At 54.8% G+C, this 18,227-nt stretch carries 13 protein-coding genes; 5 read left to right on the forward strand and 8 right to left on the reverse strand.

The annotated features are described in order from the left end of the window. Positions 1-174 precede the first annotated feature (174 nt). The 4 genes from GOC95_RS08290 to GOC95_RS08305 all read right to left on the reverse strand — a co-directional run bounded on the left by GOC95_RS08290 (position 175) and on the right by GOC95_RS08305 (position 6,130). A complete protein-coding gene (locus GOC95_RS08290) occupies positions 175-3,249 on the reverse strand; it encodes a CusA/CzcA family heavy metal efflux RND transporter (protein WP_275356642.1) in 3,075 nt (1,024 codons plus the stop codon). Between the two features lie 2 nt (positions 3,250-3,251). After that, positions 3,252-4,340, reverse strand: a complete 1,089-nt coding sequence (locus tag GOC95_RS08295) for an efflux RND transporter periplasmic adaptor subunit (RefSeq protein ID WP_275356643.1) — start codon at positions 4,338-4,340, stop codon at positions 3,252-3,254. Continuing rightward, on the reverse strand, positions 4,337-5,629 hold the full coding sequence (locus GOC95_RS08300) for a TolC family protein (protein WP_275356644.1): 1,293 nt from the start codon (positions 5,627-5,629) through the stop codon (positions 4,337-4,339). The genes GOC95_RS08295 and GOC95_RS08300 overlap by 4 nt, the downstream gene beginning before the upstream one ends. A 63-nt stretch (positions 5,630-5,692) precedes the next feature. Next, a complete protein-coding gene (locus GOC95_RS08305; protein ID WP_275356645.1) occupies positions 5,693-6,130 on the reverse strand; it encodes a hypothetical protein in 438 nt (145 codons plus the stop codon). Between the two features lie 171 nt (positions 6,131-6,301). Between GOC95_RS08305 and glyQ the strand changes: the two genes are divergently transcribed. From glyQ to GOC95_RS08330, 5 genes are read left to right on the forward strand one after another with little or no spacing between them, the layout of a single operon-like run. Next, positions 6,302-7,246 (forward strand): glycine--tRNA ligase subunit alpha, encoded by a 945-nt coding sequence (gene glyQ, locus GOC95_RS08310; RefSeq protein WP_275356646.1) that lies wholly within the window; start codon positions 6,302-6,304, stop codon positions 7,244-7,246. Next, entirely contained in the window at positions 7,243-9,342 is a 2,100-nt protein-coding gene (gene glyS, locus GOC95_RS08315; RefSeq protein ID WP_275356647.1) for a glycine--tRNA ligase subunit beta, read from the forward strand. Before glyQ ends, glyS begins: the two co-directional genes overlap by 4 nt. A 21-nt stretch (positions 9,343-9,363) precedes the next feature. After that, entirely contained in the window at positions 9,364-9,906 is a 543-nt protein-coding gene (gene gmhB / locus GOC95_RS08320; RefSeq protein WP_194749307.1) for a D-glycero-beta-D-manno-heptose 1,7-bisphosphate 7-phosphatase, read from the forward strand. After that, a complete protein-coding gene (locus tag GOC95_RS08325; protein ID WP_275356648.1) occupies positions 9,906-10,619 on the forward strand; it encodes a lysophospholipid acyltransferase family protein in 714 nt (237 codons plus the stop codon). The genes gmhB and GOC95_RS08325 overlap by 1 nt, the downstream gene beginning before the upstream one ends. Next, positions 10,616-11,329 (forward strand): SprT family zinc-dependent metalloprotease, encoded by a 714-nt coding sequence (locus GOC95_RS08330; RefSeq protein ID WP_275356649.1) that lies wholly within the window; start codon positions 10,616-10,618, stop codon positions 11,327-11,329. Before GOC95_RS08325 ends, GOC95_RS08330 begins: the two co-directional genes overlap by 4 nt. Before the next feature lie 12 nt (positions 11,330-11,341). Here the strand turns inward: GOC95_RS08330 and GOC95_RS08335 are convergent, their stop codons facing one another. The 4 genes from GOC95_RS08335 to GOC95_RS08350 all read right to left on the reverse strand — a co-directional run bounded on the left by GOC95_RS08335 (position 11,342) and on the right by GOC95_RS08350 (position 18,143). Then, on the reverse strand, positions 11,342-12,250 hold the full coding sequence (locus GOC95_RS08335) for a DMT family transporter (RefSeq protein ID WP_275356650.1): 909 nt from the start codon (positions 12,248-12,250) through the stop codon (positions 11,342-11,344). Between the two features lie 178 nt (positions 12,251-12,428). Then, positions 12,429-13,835, reverse strand: coding sequence for an efflux transporter outer membrane subunit (locus GOC95_RS08340; protein WP_275356651.1), 1,407 nt, complete (start codon positions 13,833-13,835; stop codon positions 12,429-12,431). 27 nt (positions 13,836-13,862) lie between these two features. Further along, positions 13,863-16,958, reverse strand: a complete 3,096-nt coding sequence (locus tag GOC95_RS08345) for an efflux RND transporter permease subunit (RefSeq protein WP_275356652.1) — start codon at positions 16,956-16,958, stop codon at positions 13,863-13,865. A 9-nt stretch (positions 16,959-16,967) separates the two neighbouring features. Then, positions 16,968-18,143, reverse strand: a complete 1,176-nt coding sequence (locus GOC95_RS08350; RefSeq protein ID WP_275356653.1) for an efflux RND transporter periplasmic adaptor subunit — start codon at positions 18,141-18,143, stop codon at positions 16,968-16,970. Positions 18,144-18,227: the final 84 nt, after the last annotated feature.

Raw genomic sequence — 18,227 nt, forward strand, 5'->3', positions numbered from 1 at the left:
CATCTTGGCTAGAGCTGCCAATACGGCTTCACCTGAAGCTTAGCCTATGTCGCAACACTTTGCTGGATGTGGTGACTTTCTGGAGGGAAGCAGCCAAAATTCACTTGTCGAAAGGCGAAAAGATTGCCTGACTAGTCAGCCAAACATCACTGTTAAGCAGAATTGCTTGCTCATTTAAACCCTCTTTTCCCTACCAAAAAAGTGCTGATACAAAATCGGCAAGACAAACAACGTCAAAAAGGTCGCTGTGATGAGGCCCCCAATCACCACAATGGCTAATGGCCGTTGAATCTCAGCGCCTGGTCCAGTGGCAAACAATAGGGGAATCAGGCCAAAGGCGGTGATGCTGGCGGTCATGAGTACTGGCCGCAGGCGGCGTTTGGCGCCTTCGTAGGCGATGAGGCTGGCCGCCATTCCTTGTTCGGCTAAGTGTTGGAAGTGACTGACCATGACGACGCCATTTAGTACTGCGATCCCTAGCAAGGCGATAAAGCCGACCGAGGCTGGGACAGAGAGGTATTCACCTGATAGCCACAGTGCGAATACGCCACCGATCATGGCGAATGGGATGTTGGCGAGTATGAGCAGGGCTTTTGGCAGGGAGCCGAAGGTCATGAACAGCAGCAGCGCAATCAGTGTGACCGCAATCGGGATGACGATGCTGAGGCGTGCGGCGGCACGTTGCTGGTTTTCGAACTGGCCGCCCCATTTCAGCCAGTAGCCTTCGGGTAGCGCTACTTGCTGTGCCACTTTTTGCTTGGCTTCTTCTACAAAGCTGACCAGATCGCGCCCTTTAACATTGGCGGTGACGACGACCATGCGGTTGCCGCGTTCGCGGTCTACCTTGACCGGGCCTTCTTCGCGCACGACGTGAGCGACGCTGGAAAGCGGGACAGTGCCACCTTGCGGCAGCGCCAGCATGAGTTGGCTGAAGTCGGCGGCGGATTCGCGCACGATCTGGCTGCCGCGCAGCAAGATTGGGGTGCGGCGGTTGCCTTCCAGCACGATGCCGAGCAATTTGCCTTCGAGCTGGCTTTGCAGCAGGGTGTTGATGTCCGCCACGCTGAGGCCGAGTCGTCCGGCGGCGACGCGGTCTATCTTGATTTGCAAATATTGCACGCCACTGTTTTGCGGGGTATAGACATCCTGATTGCCAGGGATGGATTCGAGCACTTTGATGATTTGCTGCGCTTTCTGGTCGAGTACGTTGAGGTCTGTCCCAAAGATTTTGAGCGCCAAATCACCACGCACACCGAGGATCATTTCGTTTACGCGCATTTCGATCGGTTGCGTGAAGTTGTAATCCAGGCCGGGAACGCTGTGCATGACTTGGCGCAGCTTTTCGATCAGCGTCGCTTTGTCTGGCACTTGCCATTGGTCACGTGGTTTGAGCACCAGAAAATTATCGGTCTGATTCACGCCCATCGGGTCCAGACCCAGTTCGTCAGCGCCCGCCCTGGAGTAAACGCCTTCGAGCTCTGGCACTTGTTGTAGCAGGGTTTGTTGCAGATGGGTATCTGTTGCGATGCTTTGTTGCAAGGAGATAGAAGGCAGTTTTTCGGTGCCGATGATGATGTCGCCTTCATCCATGGTGGGCATAAAGGTTTTGCCGATCAGCGGATAGACGGCGCCGGTGAGCACCAGCAGGACAACCGCGGCTAAAAGCACAGGGCGCTTATGTTGCATGGCCGTGTTTAGTGCGCTGGCATACCAGCGATTGAGGTGCCGGATCAACCACGGGTCTTCGCTGGCTTGTTCGCGGATGAGGAATGAGGCCAGTACCGGAATAATGGTGAGCGATAGCAACAACGATGAACCCAGTGCGAAAATAATGCTCAGCGCCACCGGCGCAAACAGCTTGCCTTCCAACCCTTGCAGACTGAGCAAGGGGAGAAATACGGTCATGATGATGATCATACCGGCACTGACAGGCACACTGACCTCGCGCATGGCCGCGAGAATGATGCCGAGTTTATCTGTGGTGGGTGAGGCTTGGTTGTGCGCCAGATGTTCGACGATGTTTTCGACCACCACCACGGCAGAGTCGACCAACATGCCAATGGCGATGGCAAGGCCCCCCAATGACATGAGATTGGCTGACATGCCATATTGTTGCATGAGCCAAAAGGTGGCGAGCATGGCCAGGGGCAAGGCACATGCGACCGTGAGCGCTGCGCGCAGATTGCCTAAAAACAGTACCAGTAAAATCAGCACCAGCACTACCGCTTCCATCAGCGCCTTGTTCACCGTGTGTACCGCGTGTTCGACCAGATTGCCACGGTCATAAAACACATGAATGGTGACGCCCTTGGGGAGGGTGGGGGCGATTTCATCCAGTTTGGCACGTACGCCTTCCACCACTTGTCTGGCGTTCGCGCCCCTTAAGCCCAACACCAGGCCTTCCACCGCTTCACCTTTACCATTACGGCTGACGGCACCGTAACGGGTCAATTCCCCGATGCGGACTTCGGCAACATCCGCGATGCGTATGGGGCTGCCCTGGTGACCTTTGAGCACGGTATGGCGCACATCATCCAGCGTCTTAAAGGCGCCTTCAGCACGGACCAGTAAAGACTCTTCGCCATCCTTGAGGCGGCCTGCCCCATCATTGCGGTTGTTTTCGCTGATGGCTTGTTGCAGCTCGCTCAAGGCGACGCCACGTGCCTGCAGCTTGGTGTTATCCGGCACGATTTCAAAGCTGCGCACCAGTCCGCCCAGGGCATTGACATCGGCCACGCCAGGCACGGTGCGCAAACGTGGACGAATCACCCAGTCCAGGAGCGAGCGCTTTTCCTGCAGGCTGAGCGTGTCCGACTCTATGGTGAACATGAACATCTCGCCAAGCGGGGTGGTCATGGGGGCGATGCCGCCAGAAATCTCGGCGGGCAAGTTGGGCCAGGCATTGTTGAGCCGCTCAGTGACCTGCTGGCGCGCCCAGTAGATATCGGTGCCGTCTTCAAAGTCGATGGTGATGTCGGTCAGGGCATATTTCGCCACCGCGCGTAAACTGGTTTGTTTGGGGATGCCCAGCATCTCGACTTCAATCGGTGCGGTAATCCGCGTCTCAACTTCTTCCGGCGTCATCCCTGGTGATTTGATGATAATTTTGACTTGCGTCGAAGAGACGTCCGGGAAGGCGTCAATGGCAATGGTCTGATAAGCGGTCCAGCCTGCGAACAGCAGGCCGATCGCAAACACGCACACCAGTAGCCGCTGCTTGAGCGAGGTTTCAATAAGCCAGTTCAACATGCTTACTCTCCCCCCATGCCCAGCCAATAACCTTTTAAGGCGGCTACGCCATGCGTGGCGATACGCTCATTGCCGGTTAAATCAGCTTTGATAATGAGCTGTTGGTCTTCTTCCAGCAGAATGTTGACGGGCATGACGGTCACGCCGTTGGCTTGTTGCACAAAAATCAGGGCCTGTTCGCCCTGGCGGGCCACCGCCGTTCTCGGCACGGCAAAACTGTGTTGTGTCGTATGCTCAACCAGCGCCACATCTACAATTTGCCCGATAGACAGTTGCTCGGCGCCTTCGCTAATCACGGCACGGACTTGCGTGGTTTGGTTGTTTTTGTTGAGCTTGCGCAACACGGTTTCAACTTTGGCGCTCAGCCCCAACTTGGGCAATTTGACGGCTGTGCCAGGCGTCAGTGTGCTGGCCTGAGTCATCGGCAGCTGCATCATCAGCCATAACGGCTTGGGATTCATGATCGTGAAAATCGGCATGGCCATGTCCACGCGTGCGCCTACGGATTGTTGCTGATCCATGATTTGGCCGCTGATAGGCGCAATAATGACCATGCCGTTTTGCATGCTGCGTTTTTGCGCCAGCTGATGGATTTGCGTTTCGCTCAGGCCAGACAGCTTGAGGGTTTGTTGCCGCTCATGCATGAGCGCCTGGCTGGTTTCATAGGCGCTTTGGGTTTCCTGCATCCGTCGCTGGGCAATAATGCCATCCTTGAATAATTCCTGGTCACGTTTGAGGGCTTGCTCATGCAGTCTGGCCTGGGTTTCTGCTTGCAGATAATTGCTTTGCAAGGCGATCAGGTCCGGGCTGCTGAGCTGGCCGATGACCTGGCCTTGTTTCACACTATCGCCGACACTGACATTCAGTTTGGTAATCAGGCCGGCTTGTGGCGCGGTGACCACGCGTGTTTGCGTGGGCGGCAAGACGACTTCTGCGGGATAGCTGGCAGAAAGACCGGTTTGCTGGGCTTTCAACGGCCCCCATTGCACCTGCATTTGCTGCAGTTGTGACGCGGTCAGTGGCAAGCGTGTGGCCGCCAGGGTGTTCAACGACAGGCAAGCCGCGAGCGTGAATAACAGTATTTTTTTCATGGGAGGACTCCTACGGCCTGATTGTATTTGGCGATATTCCATTGCACTTGAAGTTGCTGGCTGCTCAAACTGCGTTCAGCTTCAAAAGCCAGCAGTTGCAGGCGTAATAATTGGTTGAGGTCAAGCTCGCCCAGCCGATAGGCTTTGCGTGCCAGCGCAAAATTTTCACTGGCGATGGCTTGTTGTTGCTCGATCACGGCGAGCTCCTGGCGGCTGACATGCAGGTTGTGCTCAGCCTCGTGCAGGCTGTTTTCAAGCTGGCGGCGCAGGGTTTCCAGTTGCATGCGGGCATCGCCGATATTTTGTTCTGCATTGGCAATCAGGGGCGCGCGCTGCACCTCGCTTTGCAGCGGGATGTTGACATAAAGCCCCATGCTGCTATTGAACTTGCTATCAAACCCTCCTTGCATAGTGCGCGTGTTCACAGTGAGCGTCGGGTTTTGTCGCTGCTCTATCATGGTCAGGTCACGCTGCCCTTCTGCCAGCTTGACTTTTGCCTGGGCTGCCAGCCAAAACGGGGATTCTGTATAGCCTTCACGGCTGGAGAGGGATTCTTCGAGGCGGGCTGGCATTTCATTCAGACCGGTCAACTGCTGGTAGCGGAATTGCGCATGCATGAGTTCTGCCTGTGCCGTGATCCACAAGCGCTCAGCCTGCAAGGTTTCCTGGCTGGTTTGCATCACCTCGAGTCTGGCCACTTCTCCCGCCCGAAAGCGTTTTTGCACATCCTCGGCAATGCTGCGCAAGGTGTCGCGTCTGCTTTCTGCCAGACGCAACTCATTACGGCGCATGGCAATCTCCCAAACCGCATTGCGCAACAAGTCTGCCGCCAGCTGTTGCAGGCTGGCCTGGTCCTGTGACAGGCTGTTATCGGCCAAACTGGCCACCTGGCTACGCGCTTCGCGTTGCCCCGGTAGCCAGATCGGGATTTGCATTTGTGCTTGCCATTCGCGCTCATCGCGATCACTCAGCCAGGCATCGTTTTGATGAGAGAAACCCACGCTAGGTGCCAGGGGCAACCAGCTTTTTGCCATGATTTTGCGTGCGTTGACCATTTGCTGATGCGCGGCCAACAAGGCTTGTTGCGGGTGAATGGCCACCACCTGCTGCAAAACCTCGTGCAGTGACAGGCGTGCATTGAGCGCCACGGTATCTTCGTGCTCGGTAGGATGCTGGGCGACACTGGCGGGCATTTTCTCGGCCAGCGCTGGTTGCGCAAGCCAGACGCCGCAGGCGGCAAGCCAGGCGATCAGCAGGGAGCGGTTGACTCCCCTTACTAAATGAAACATAGAGACTCCTGAATAAAACAGGCAAACGGATGGCTAATGCCAACCGGTGCTACGCGTATTTATTCAGGCGTAAGGCGGTGCGCGTGGGGCGTGGCAGGCGAGAGTGAGACTGGACCGAGCGCGTTCCTGACGGTGTCGCTCAAAAGGTTTTTCAGATCGTTGCAGCGCGATTGCCAGCAACAGTAGTGCGGGCAAAATGGCGGCGGGCAGCCAAAAGCTGGCATAGGCATCTATCAGTGATGACAGCGGATTGCTTTCGCTGATGGCTTGGCCTAAGCCGATGATTTGACCGTGCGATTTGTTGGAGTGTACATGCCAGTGAAACGGGTGCTTGGAAGCTTCGGCCTGAGTATGCAGGGCGGGAATATCTACCATGTGCATGTGCGGACCGTCATCCGCCGCGGTATCGCCAGCGGCATGGGCGTGCATGAGTGGCGCGACGGTTTGCAGCAAGGCAAACCATAGCGTCAACAACAATACCCATGTGCGATAAGTGCTCATCTTCTCAATCTAACAAAATTCAGTGAATGCCACAATCGCAAAAAGCCGCAAAAAAAGCATTCAACTCTTCAAATGGGGCTGCCAGGTAGCTGGGCATGGCCTGAATGCAATTTCTTTACCCGGGCTGAATCAGGTAAAATATTGGTTTTACATTTATCTGGATCAGGCGTCATGGTACTGACCTTTCAACAAATTATTTTAAAGCTTCAGGAATACTGGGACAAACAAGGCTGCACTTTGTTGCAACCTTACGATATGGAAGTGGGCGCTGGTACCAGCCACACCGCAACTTTTTTGCGCGCCCTGGGCCCTGAGCCCTGGAAAGCCGCCTATGTGCAGCCTAGCCGCCGCCCCAAAGATGGTCGCTATGGCGAAAACCCAAACCGTTTGCAGCATTACTACCAATTTCAGGTGGTACTGAAGCCCGCCCCCGCCAATATTCTGGAGCTCTACCTCGGCTCACTTGAGGCACTGGGGTTTAATCTGAAAGAAAACGATATCCGTTTTGTCGAAGATGACTGGGAAAACCCGACGCTGGGCGCCTGGGGTCTGGGCTGGGAAGTCTGGCTCAACGGCATGGAAGTGACGCAATTCACCTATTTTCAGCAAGTAGGCGGTATTAACTGCAAACCGATCACCGGTGAGATTACCTATGGTCTGGAGCGGTTGGCCATGTACCTGCAAGGCGTGGAAAACGTCTATGACCTCGAATACTCGCCCGGCGTGAAATACGGTGATGTGTTCCACCAGAATGAAGTGGAACAATCGACCTATAACTTTGAGCATTCTGATGCGGATTTCCTGTTCACGGCCTTTAATGCGCATGAGAAACAGGCCAAGCATTTGATGGAGGTGAAGCTCGCGCTGCCAGCGTACGAGCAAGTGCTCAAAGCCGCGCATACGTTTAACCTGCTAGATGCGCGCGGTGCCATTTCCGTCACCGAGCGTGCCGCTTATATTGGCCGTATCCGCAACCTGGCGCGCGCCGTGGCCGCCAGCTATCTCGATAGTCGCGCCCGACTGGGCTTCCCGATGGCGCCTAAAGCTTGGGCGGATGAAGTCATCGCCAAACTGGAAAGCGAACAAGCCGAACAAAACAAGAAAGCCGCCGCATGAGTACCCGCAATCTGTTAGTTGAATTATTTGTAGAAGAGCTGCCGCCCAAAGCACTGAAAAAACTGGGCGAGTCGTTTAGTAGTGTGCTGGCCGAGAGCCTGAAAGCTTCTGGCCTGGTGGCAGAAGGCAGTGTAGTCACCTCCTTTGCGTCACCCCGTCGTTTAGCCGCACATATCACACAGGTATCCGAAAAAGCGGCGGACAAGCAAGTCGCGCAGAAACTGATGCCAGCAACCGTTGGTCTGGATGCCAGCGGGCATGCAACGCCGGCATTATTGAAGAAGTTGCAGGCCTTGAGTGAGAATGAAAGCGCGGTTGCCAAATTGCGCAAGGAGCACGATGGCAAGGCCGATATTCTGTTTCTGGATGCCACTCAAGCAGGGGCGACCTTGCAAGAAGGCTTGCAAAAAGCGCTGGATGAAACGCTAGCCAAATTGCCTATTCCCAAAGTGATGACTTACCAGATCAATGATGGCTGGGAAAGTGTTCATTTTGTGCGGCCGGCGCATGGCTTGGTCGCTTTGCATGGCGATACCGTTGTGCCGATTTCAACCCTGGGGTTGACGGCAGGCAACACCACGCAAGGGCACCGTTTTGAAGCGAAAAATCCGGTGGTGACGCTCACGTCTGCCGACACCTATGCGCAACAACTGGCGGATGAAGGGGCGGTGATTGCGAGTTTTGATGCCCGTCGTGCCGAGATTGCGCAGCAATTGCAAGCTGCGGCTGACAAACAAGGCCTAAAGCCGATTGAAGACGACGCATTACTTGATGAGGTCACGGCGCTGGTGGAGCGCCCGAATGTATTGCTGGGCCAGTTTGAAGAAGAGTTTTTGGCGGTGCCGCAAGAGTGCCTGATTCTGACCATGAAGGCCAACCAGAAATACTTCCCGCTGCTGGATGCCAATGGCAAGCTGACAAATAAATTTTTAATTGTGTCTAATATTAATCCGGCCGATCCTAGCAAGGTGATTGGCGGTAACGAGCGCGTGGTGCGTCCGCGCCTGGCAGATGCCAAGTTCTTCTTTGACCAGGACCGAAAAAAGACGCTGGAAAGCCGTCTGGCCGGTTTGGCGAGAGTGGTTTACCACAACAAGCTCGGCTCGCAAGGCGAGCGTAATGAGCGTGTGGTGACCATTGCCACCGCCATTGCGCAACACATCGGCGGCGACGGTTTTGTCGCCAAAGTGGCGCAAGCTGCGCGCTTGTCCAAGGCTGACCTGCTGACCGATATGGTCGGCGAGTTCCCTGAATTGCAAGGCATTATGGGCCGCTATTACGCCCAGCATGAAGGCTTGGCCGATGACGTGGCATATGCGATAGAAGACCACTACCGCCCACGCTTTGCCGGTGATGAGTTACCACGCAGCCAGGTAGGTGTGGTGGTGGCGTTGGCAGATAAGCTGGAAACCCTGGTGGGCTTGTTCAGCATCGGCGAGAAGCCGACTGGCGATAAAGACCCATTTGCCTTGCGCCGTCAGGCCCTAGGCATTTTGCGTATGCTGATGGAAACCGATTTGCCGTTGGCCTTTGACCAGTTAATCGCACAAACGCTGAGCGTCTTTCATGGGGATGCTGAGGTGGCAGAAGCCATCCAGGCTTTCTGCTTTGACCGTCTGGCGGTAAACCTGCGTGACCAGGGTGCGACTGCGCAAGAGGTGGATGCGGTATTGTCCTTGTCACCGAACCAGCTGGCAGAAGTGCCGCGCCGGTTAAGTGCCGTGCAAGCGTTTGCCAATTTGGCAGAAGCGCCTGCGCTAGCGGCTGCCAATAAGCGTGTGTCGAATATCCTTAAAAAAGTTGAAGGGGATGTTAAGGCCGAAGTGAACGACAGTTTGTTGCAAGAGGCGGCTGAAAAAGCCTTGTATCAGGCCCTGGCTGACACCAAGCCTAAAGCGGATCAGCTGTTTGAAGCAGGCGATTACACCGCTTCGTTACAGGCACTGGCCGTGCTTAAGGCTCCGGTGGATACTTTCTTTGATGAGGTTATGGTGAATGCCGAGGACCCTGCCTTGAAAGCCAATCGTCTGGGACTGCTGGCGACCTTGCATCAGGCCATGAACCGTGTGGCTGACTTGTCCAAGTTGGCCAGCTAAACAGCCGTCAGGAGTGTAGCCATGAAACTCGTCATTCTTGATCGTGACGGCGTGATTAACCGCGACAGCGCGACCTTTATCAAAAATCCTAACGAATGGATTCCGATTCCGGGGAGCCTGGAGGCAATTGCGCTGCTCAACCAGCATGGCTACCGGGTGGCGGTGGCGACGAATCAGTCGGGCATCGCGCGCGGCTATTTTGATATGGCCACGCTCAATGCCATTCACGACAAAATGCACAAAGCCTTGGCGCAAGTCGGTGGTCGTATTGACGCCGTCTTTTATTGTCCACATGCGGCCGATGCCCATTGTGACTGCCGCAAGCCCAAGACCGGCATGCTGGAAGAAATCAGCCGCCGTTTTAATGTTGAGCTGACCAAAGTGCCAGGCGTGGGCGATGCCTTGCGAGACTTGCAGGCCTTCGCCAAAGCCGGTTGCCAGCCTTACCTGGTGCGCACCGGCAAGGGCGAAGAAACTTATAACTTGTCCGAAGTGCCTGCAAACACGATTGTGGTGGCTGATTTGGCCGCTGCGGTACAGCACATCATCGCCGGGGACAAGTAATGCAAACCGTGCTGCTGTATGTGCGGGCCTGGCTGTTTTATGTTGGCCTGTTTGTGCTGACCATTCCATTTTCATTGTTGGCAATCGTGCTGATTCCGCTGCCTGCGGTGACGCGTTCACGCTGGGTCAGTGGTTGGGCACATGCCGTCATGTGGTGGCTGAAGGTCACCTGCAATCTGCGTTATGAAGTCAGTGGCCGCGAGCATATCCCGGCCACGCCCAGTATTATTCTGGCAAAACATCAATCTGCCTGGGAGACCATTGCCCTGCAAACCATTTTGCCGCCGCAAGTGTGGGTGCTCAAAAGAGAGTTGCTGATGATCCCGTTTTTTGGCTGGGGTTTGTGGGCGGTGGGCTCGATTCCGATTGACCGCAGCAGTGGCCGCGAAGCGCTTAAAAAGTTAGTGAATCACGGCAAAGACCGGCTCAAGCGTGGCTTGTGGGTGGTGATTTTTCCGGAAGGCACACGTACCGCCCCCGGTGCCCGCGCCAAGTATCATATTGGTGGCGCCTGGCTGGCGAGCCATACCCAAACCGCGGTGTTGCCGGTGGCGCACAATGCAGGCCGCTACTGGCGTAAAAACTCCATCCTTAAATATCCAGGCGTGATTCAGGTGGTGATCGGCCCAGCCATCGCCACCAACGGCCTCAAGCCGGATGCACTGAATCAGCAAGTCGAAACATGGATTGAAACGGAGATGCAGCATCTGTGATCACGCAGCAGTTGCAACTGCCTAACGGGCAAACGATTGCTTACCAGCTGGATCTGCGGGCACGTAGAACCATAGGCCTTAAAATCACGGCCGAGGGCTTGGTGGTCCATGCGCCCAAGCGCATTTCTACCTCGCAATTGCAGCAAGTTTTGCAGGAAAAATCCAGCTGGATACAGCAAAAGCTGGCCCTACGTGAGGCTAATCAGGTGGCCCCCATGCAATGGCTGGATGGTGAGCCGCTGTTGTTCATGGGCCAGGATATTGTGCTGACCCTGGTTGCGCATCCCACCAGTAAGGCAGTCACGCTAGAGGGGGACAAGCTGCTGGTCCGTTCACCTTATATCAACAATCCCGACTGGGTCGCGCGCAAAGTGCTGCAATGGTATGCGCAGCAGGCTTTGCCTGATTTTAAACGCCGCGTTGCCTTGATTGCCGCCCAGATGGGCGAGCAGGTCAGTGGCGTCGGACTTTCCAATGCCAAGTCACGCTGGGGCAGTTGCAATAGCCGCAAGCAGATTCGCCTGAACTGGCGCTTGATCCAGGCGCCGCCGCATGTGATTCAATATGTGGTGTGTCATGAAATGGCGCATCTGAAAGAAATGAATCATTCAGCTAGGTTTTATGCGGTGCAGGCCAGTTTGTTTCCGCAATACGAACATGCTGAGAAAGCGTTAAAGGCCCTGTCGCCTATCCTGCATCGCATGGCTTGATTCATCAGGCTTTTAGTGAGGCTTGCCGGTGTTCGCCAGCCCAATACCACAAAAGATCGTCAGCATGCCTGCCAGTTGGTAGCCATGAAAGGGTTCGCTCAATAATACGCTGGAGAGTAAGGAGCCAAAAATCGGCATGGCATGAATAAACACGCTGGCGCGCACCGAGCCGACCAATGTGACGGCCTTGGCATAAGCCAGGAAAGCAATCACCGAAGGAAAAATCCCAATATAAAGCAGTGACCAGACAGTTTGTACATGGTCTACCGTTGTCACGGCGGTCTGCTTCTCCCAAATATAGAGCGGTAACAATAAAATCAGCGCAATCAGGACCTGGCATAGCATGAGTCCGGTGCGGTCAACAAAAACTGGAATCTGTTTTAGCCACAAGGTAAACAACGCCCAGCAGATCATGGCGACAAAAATAATCATATCGCCAGGAGCAAATGCCAGCGATCGCAGCACTTGTATATCGCCATGCGAGACGACCGTCAGGACGCCGATCAGTGAAATCAGTAGCCCGAGCAATTGACGGGTCGATAAGCGTTGCTGATAAAACAACCCGCCAAAGATTGCGACTAGAAAGGGAATAAACGAATTCAAAATAATGCCGTTGGTTGCGCTGGTGCTATGCAAGCCCCAGTACACCATCAGGTTAAACGCAAGCACGCCCGTCATTGCGGTCCCTAGCACATGCCAGCGGTAATTTAGGTAGTGGACGCGGTCACGCAAAAAAGGTTTGATCGCAAAAGGGAGCAAGCATAAAAACGCCAGGCCCCAGCGGATCAGGGATAAAGCAACGGGCGGCACCTCATGGCTGACGGCGCGGCCTGCGATAAAATTACCTGCCCAAAGCAGGGGCGGGAGAAGTAACAGCCCCAGTGTATATGGGGTAAGAGTGGCGTGCGATGTGTCTGTCATCTGGGGATTGCATACGATGATTACCTGTTTGCTGACATGGTATGCTGCCCCAGCCTCTCTGGCTAGGGGCAATGTTGGATGATTGTGTACCTGAGTGCTAAAAGGGTTAGTGAGGCGAATGGCCAGGCCGCTGGCGGGTCAGGGGGCGATCGCCCGCGTTTCCTTTGTGCTCCTGATGTCAGAATGCGCCGCCCCCCAGGACTTTATATAAGGTCACCTGATTGGAGACTTCCGACAGCCTGACGCTGATGAGATTCTGTTGCGCAGCGTAGTAGCTACGTTGCGCATCCAGTACCGTCAGGTAACTATCCAGGCCTTTCTCGAATCTGGCGCGTGATAGTACAAAGCTTCTTTGCGTGGCATTCACCTGTGCCGTTTGTGCCGACAATTGTTCTTCCAGCGTGGCACGCAATGCCAGCGCGTCAGAGACCTCTTTGAACGCGGTTTGAATCGCTTTTTCATATTGCGCCACGCTAATCTCCCGGCTGACTTCGGCAACCTTCAGGTTGGCCTTGTTTAACCCACCATTGAAGATGGGCAGTACGATTTGCGGTGCAAAACTCCAGACATGGTTATTGCCGCTAAACAGGCTCCCCAACTCCGGGCTGGCCAAACCGGCGGATGCCGTCAATGAAATGGTCGGAAAGAAGGCTGCTCTGGCCGCACCAATATTGGCGTTATTGGCCTGAAGCGTGCGCTCTGCTTCCAGCACGTCCGGCCTGTTCTGCAAGACCGTAGAGGGAAGGCCATCAGGCAGGCTGGCGGTTTGGGAGACGGCCTGCAAATTGTTCACCTGTTCAAGATTGATATTCGGAGGCTCACCCACCAGTAGGGCCAGCGCGTTTCTATCCTGGTCTACCTGGGTCATATATTTGGCGACATTGACGCGGGCAGATTCCACGCTGGTTTCCACTTGCCGCAGCGTCAGCTCATTGATACTGCCCAAAGCCAGTTGCCGTTTACTCAAGTCGAAAGTCGCCTGTTGGGTGCGCAAGGTTTCCCGTGCCAGCGCCAGGTTTTCACTATCTGCGGCCAATGTCAGGTAGGCGTTCGCCACCTCAGACACCAGGCTGATCTGGGCGCTTCTCTTGGCCTCTTCTGTTGACAGGTATTGATACACGGCCTGATCGCGCAGGCTGCTGATGCGCCCGAAAAAGTCCATCTCATAGGAAGAGAATCCCAGGTTTGCCGAGTACTGGTGGCTGTTAAATGTCATGGGTCCGGTCGGCAAGTTCAGCATCATCCGTTGATTGGTCCCGCTGACCGTGCCATTCACCTTGGGAAACAGGGCCGCCCGCTGGATCTGATATTGGGCACGCGCCTTTTCGATATTGAGCGAGGCGACCCTTAAGTCACGGTTGTTTTCCAGCGCCTGCCGGATCAACTTTTTCAATTCGTTGTCGGTAAAAAATTGCTCCCAGCCCAATTCAGCCGAGAGTGTGTCTCCCGTCAGTTTTGCTTGGCCTGACGATGGCTGCCATTGTGCAGGAATCGGTGCTGCAGGCCTTTCATAGTTGGGTTGCATGTTGATGCAGCCTGCCAGCAGCAGGCTGGCAATCACAATGGGATAGCGTGATTTATTCATGTTCGTTATTCCTTTTAATGAGCGACCTTAGCCTTTGAATATCCTGCGTACCGCCACGAAAAACAGTGGTACAAACAGAATGGCCAGTACGGTGGCTGTCAGCATGCCGCCAATCACGCCTGTGCCCAGCGCATTTTGGGCGCCAGAGCCTGCGCCAGTCGAAATGGCAAGCGGCAGCACGCCAAGGATGAAGGCCAGCGATGTCATGATAATTGGCCGGAAGCGCAGCCTTAACGCCTCTAATGTGGCCTCTGTCATTTCTTTGCCTTGCTCCATTTTTTCCTTCGCAAACTCCACAATCAGGATGGCATTTTTGGCAGACAGGCCTATCGTCAACAGCAAGCCAACCTGGAAATACACATCGTTGGAGAGTCCCCGCATGGACGCTGCAATCAAGGCGCCGACGATCCCCAGGGGCACCACCAGCATGACTGCAAATGGAATGGACCAACTCTCATACAATGCTGCGAGGCATAAAAACACAATGAGCAGGGATAAAGCATACAGCGCGGGGGCTTGTGAACCGGTCATGCGCTCCTGGTATGACAATCCTGTCCACTCGTAGCTGATGCCGGGAGGCAGGGTTGCCGCCAATGATTCCATGATGGCCATCGCCTCGCCGGTACTATGCCCCGGTGCCGGGGCGCCCAGGATTTCTACCGAGGATTGACCGTTATAGCGTTCCAGCTTGGGTGACCCATAAGCCCAGTGTGCGCTGGCGAATGAAGAAAATGGCACCATTTCACCGCTGGCATTTTTCACATACCACTGATCAAAATCCTTGGGTTCCATCCGTGCTGAAGTGGCGCCTTGCAGGTACACGCGCTTGACCCGGCCGCGGTCCATAAAGTCATTGACGTAAGTGCTCCCCCAGGCGGTGGAAAGCACTGAATTGATATCCGCGAGGGAAATGCCCAGGGCACTGGCTTTGGCTTGATCAATATCCAGCTTGTATTCTGGTGAGTCTTCCTGCCCGTTTGGCCGCACCCCGACCAATGAGCGATTCGCCGAGGCCATCCCCAGCAGTTGGTTGCGTGCCTGCATGAGGGCTTCATGCCCAAGGCCTGCCCGGTCTTGCAACTGGAGGTCAAAACCCGAAGCATTTCCTAACTCGACCACGGCTGGCGGGCCGAATGCAAAGACCATGGCCTCGTTAATGGTTGAGAATTTGCCCATGGCTTTTCCGATCACCGCTGATATTTTCAGGTCAGGTCGTTTACGTTCTGACCAGTCTTTCAAGCTGACAAAGGCGAGCCCATTGTTCTGGCCACTCCCCGCAAAGCTGAAGCCAGACACCGTGAACACGGATGCGACAGCCTCCTTTTGTTCGGCCAGGAAATGATGCTCTACCTTGTTTAGGACTGCCCGGGTGCGCTCTGTTGTTGCCCCGGCAGGCAAGATCACTTGCGTAAACAGGATACCCTGGTCTTCATCAGGCAAGAAAGCCTGCGGCAAACGGACAAATAATAGGGCCATCACGACAACAATCAGTGCATATATCAGTCCGTAGCGGCCAAGACGATGCAGCATACGGGCAACCACGGATTGACTGCCCTGGGTGGTACGTTCCACTCCTCGATTAAATACCTTAAAAGCACCCGTCAACGGGTTGTGTGTCTTGCTGTGTGGTTTCAGTAAGGTGGCGCATAGGGCAGGCGTCAGAATCAGGGCTACCAGCACTGAAAGCACCATGGCCGATACGATTGTGATGGAGAATTGCCGGTAAATGACGCCGGTAGAGCCGCCGAAAAATGCCATGGGGACGAATACCGCCGAGAGCACAAGGGCGATGCCGATCAAGGCCCCACTAATTTGCGTCATGGAACGACTGGTGGCTTCCTTGGCAGACAGCCCCTCTTCGTGCATCACCCGCTCGACGTTCTCTACCACCACAATGGCATCGTCTACCAGCAGGCCAATCGCCAGTACCATGGCAAACATGGTCAGCGTATTGATCGAGTATCCGGTAGCGGATAACACGGCAAATGTCCCCAGCAGAACCACAGGCACGGCAATGGTCGGGATAAGTGTGGCACGGATATTTTGCAGGAAAAGATACATCACCAGGAATACCAGGATGATGGCTTCTACCAGCGTTTTGATGACTTCCTCGATGGAGACTTTGACAAAGGGGGTCGTGTCATACGGCATCACCGCCTTCATGCCCGCCGGGAAAAACTGCTCCAGCTCAAGCAGTTTAGCCTTGACGGCTTGAGCCGTTTCCAGCGCATTGGCGCCGGTTGCCAGCTTGATTGCCAGGCCTGTTGCCGGTTTGCCGTTATATTGAGCGACAACCTCATAGCTTTCGCCACCGAGTTCAATTTGGGCGACATCCTGCAATCTGACCGCAGCCCCATTGGCGGTGCTTTTTAATAAAATCTGCCCAAACTGCTCGGGTGTTTGCAAACGACTTTGCGCCGTCACCGTGGCATTTAATTCTTGCCCTTTTTTGGCAGGCATGCCACCGATTTGACCTGCGGATACCTGGGCATTTTGTGCCGTGATGGCCGCGCTGATTTCGGCGGGTGTCAGGCCAAAGTTGTGCAGCTTGGCCGGATCCAGCCATATCCGCATGGCATATTTGGTGCCAAAAATCTGCGTATCGCCTACGCCATTGACCCGGCTGATAATGTCCTGGATATTAGACCCGACATAGTCCCCCAGGTCGATGCTAGACATGCTGTTGTCTTCTGAGATGAACGCCGCCACCATCAAGAAGTTATTGGAAGCTTTGGCGACCTGTACGCCTTGTTTTTGCACATCCTGAGGCAGGAGCGGGGTGGCCAGTGCGAGCTTGTTCTGGACCTGAACCTGTGCAATATCCGGATCGGTTCCGGCGTCAAAGGTCAATGTAATGGTGACGCTGCCTGCAGAGTCGCTGGTCGACGACATATAGGTCAGGTGGTCTATCCCTTTCATTTTTTGCTCGATCACCTGCGTGACGCTGTCTTCCACCGCTTTGGCCGAGGCGCCCGGGTAAGTGGTCGTGATGGAGATCGCAGGCGGTGCAATCATCGGGTATTGCGCAATCGGTAATGACCGGATCGCGAGTATGCCTGCCAGCATGATCACGATCGCAATCACCCAGGCAAAAATAGGGCGGTCAATAAAAAATTTAGACATGATGACTCCCTATATTGGCTTGGTTGAGCGGCTTTTGTCGGTCGACACAATTTTTACTGGCATTCCAGGCCGTATTTTTTGCAGCCCATTCACTACCAGTCTGTCGCCTGCATTCAGGCCCTGGCGTACCACCCACTGGCCATCCAGCGTCTTGTCCGCCTGAATATTCCTGAGTTGCACCTTGCTATCCTTGTCCAGCACATACACGACAGGGTCCCCTTTGGCGTCGCGACTCACGCTTCGTTGTGGCACCAGGATGGCGGTTTCTGCAACGCCTTGTTCCAGCACTGCGCGCACATACATGCCCGGTAAGAGTACGCCTTTGGGGTTGGGGAATATGGCCCGCAGCGACACTGTGCCTGTCGACTGGCTTACGGTAATGTCTGCAAATGCCAGCTTGCCAGTCAGTGCATAGGTACTGCCATCCTCAAGGACGAGTTTCACTTCGGCCTGATTTTCTCCTGCCTTCTTGAGGCGGCCACTCTCCCAGTCATGGCGCAGCCGCAACAGATCAGCGCTAGACTGGGTCACATCGACATAAATGGGATCAAGCTGCTGGATATTGGTCAGCATGGTTTCCTGGTTCGCAATCACCAGGGCGCCCGGTGTAATGTTCGATTTCGCCACCCGTCCAGAAATCGGCGCCAGGACGCTGGTATATGCCAGGTTGATTTTTGCTATTTGCAATGCGGCCTTCGCCAAATCTACCTCTGCCTGCGCCTGATCCAGCGCTGATTGCGCATCTTCCAGATCCTGCTTGCTCACGGCTTGTATGCTCGCCAGCTCGTGATAACGCTCAGCCTTGCTTTTTGCAGCCACAAGATTCGCCTGGGCTTTATTCAGGCTTGCCTGCGCACTGTCTAATGAAGCCTTGTATGTGGAAGGGTCAATTTGGTACAGCTGTTGGCCCGCCTTGACATCTGTCCCTTCGGTGAACAAGCGTTTTTGCAAAATACCACTGACCTGCGGCCGGATCTCCGAAACCAGAAAGGGGGAAGTGCGTCCAGGTAACTCGGTTTTCAGGTTAACCGATTGTGGCTGGAGGTTAATGACTTCCACTTCTGCTGGCGGAGGGGCTGCCGGTGCAGGGGCAGCGCCCTGATGGCAACTGGTAAGTAATTCACATAAAGCGAGCAATACCGGAAATGCCGTCGCCAAACGCATGGTCTGTAATGTTGGTTTCATAGGATTCTCCTTTTAAGTACCGCCATGAAAATGGTTTTTTTTCAGGTTTCCTTAAATTAGATTGAGTATTCATTCTAGATTGAA

Source organism: Methylophilus sp. YYY-1, assembly GCF_029132825.1.
Lineage (GTDB): Bacteria > Pseudomonadota > Gammaproteobacteria > Burkholderiales > Methylophilaceae > Methylophilus > Methylophilus glucosoxydans.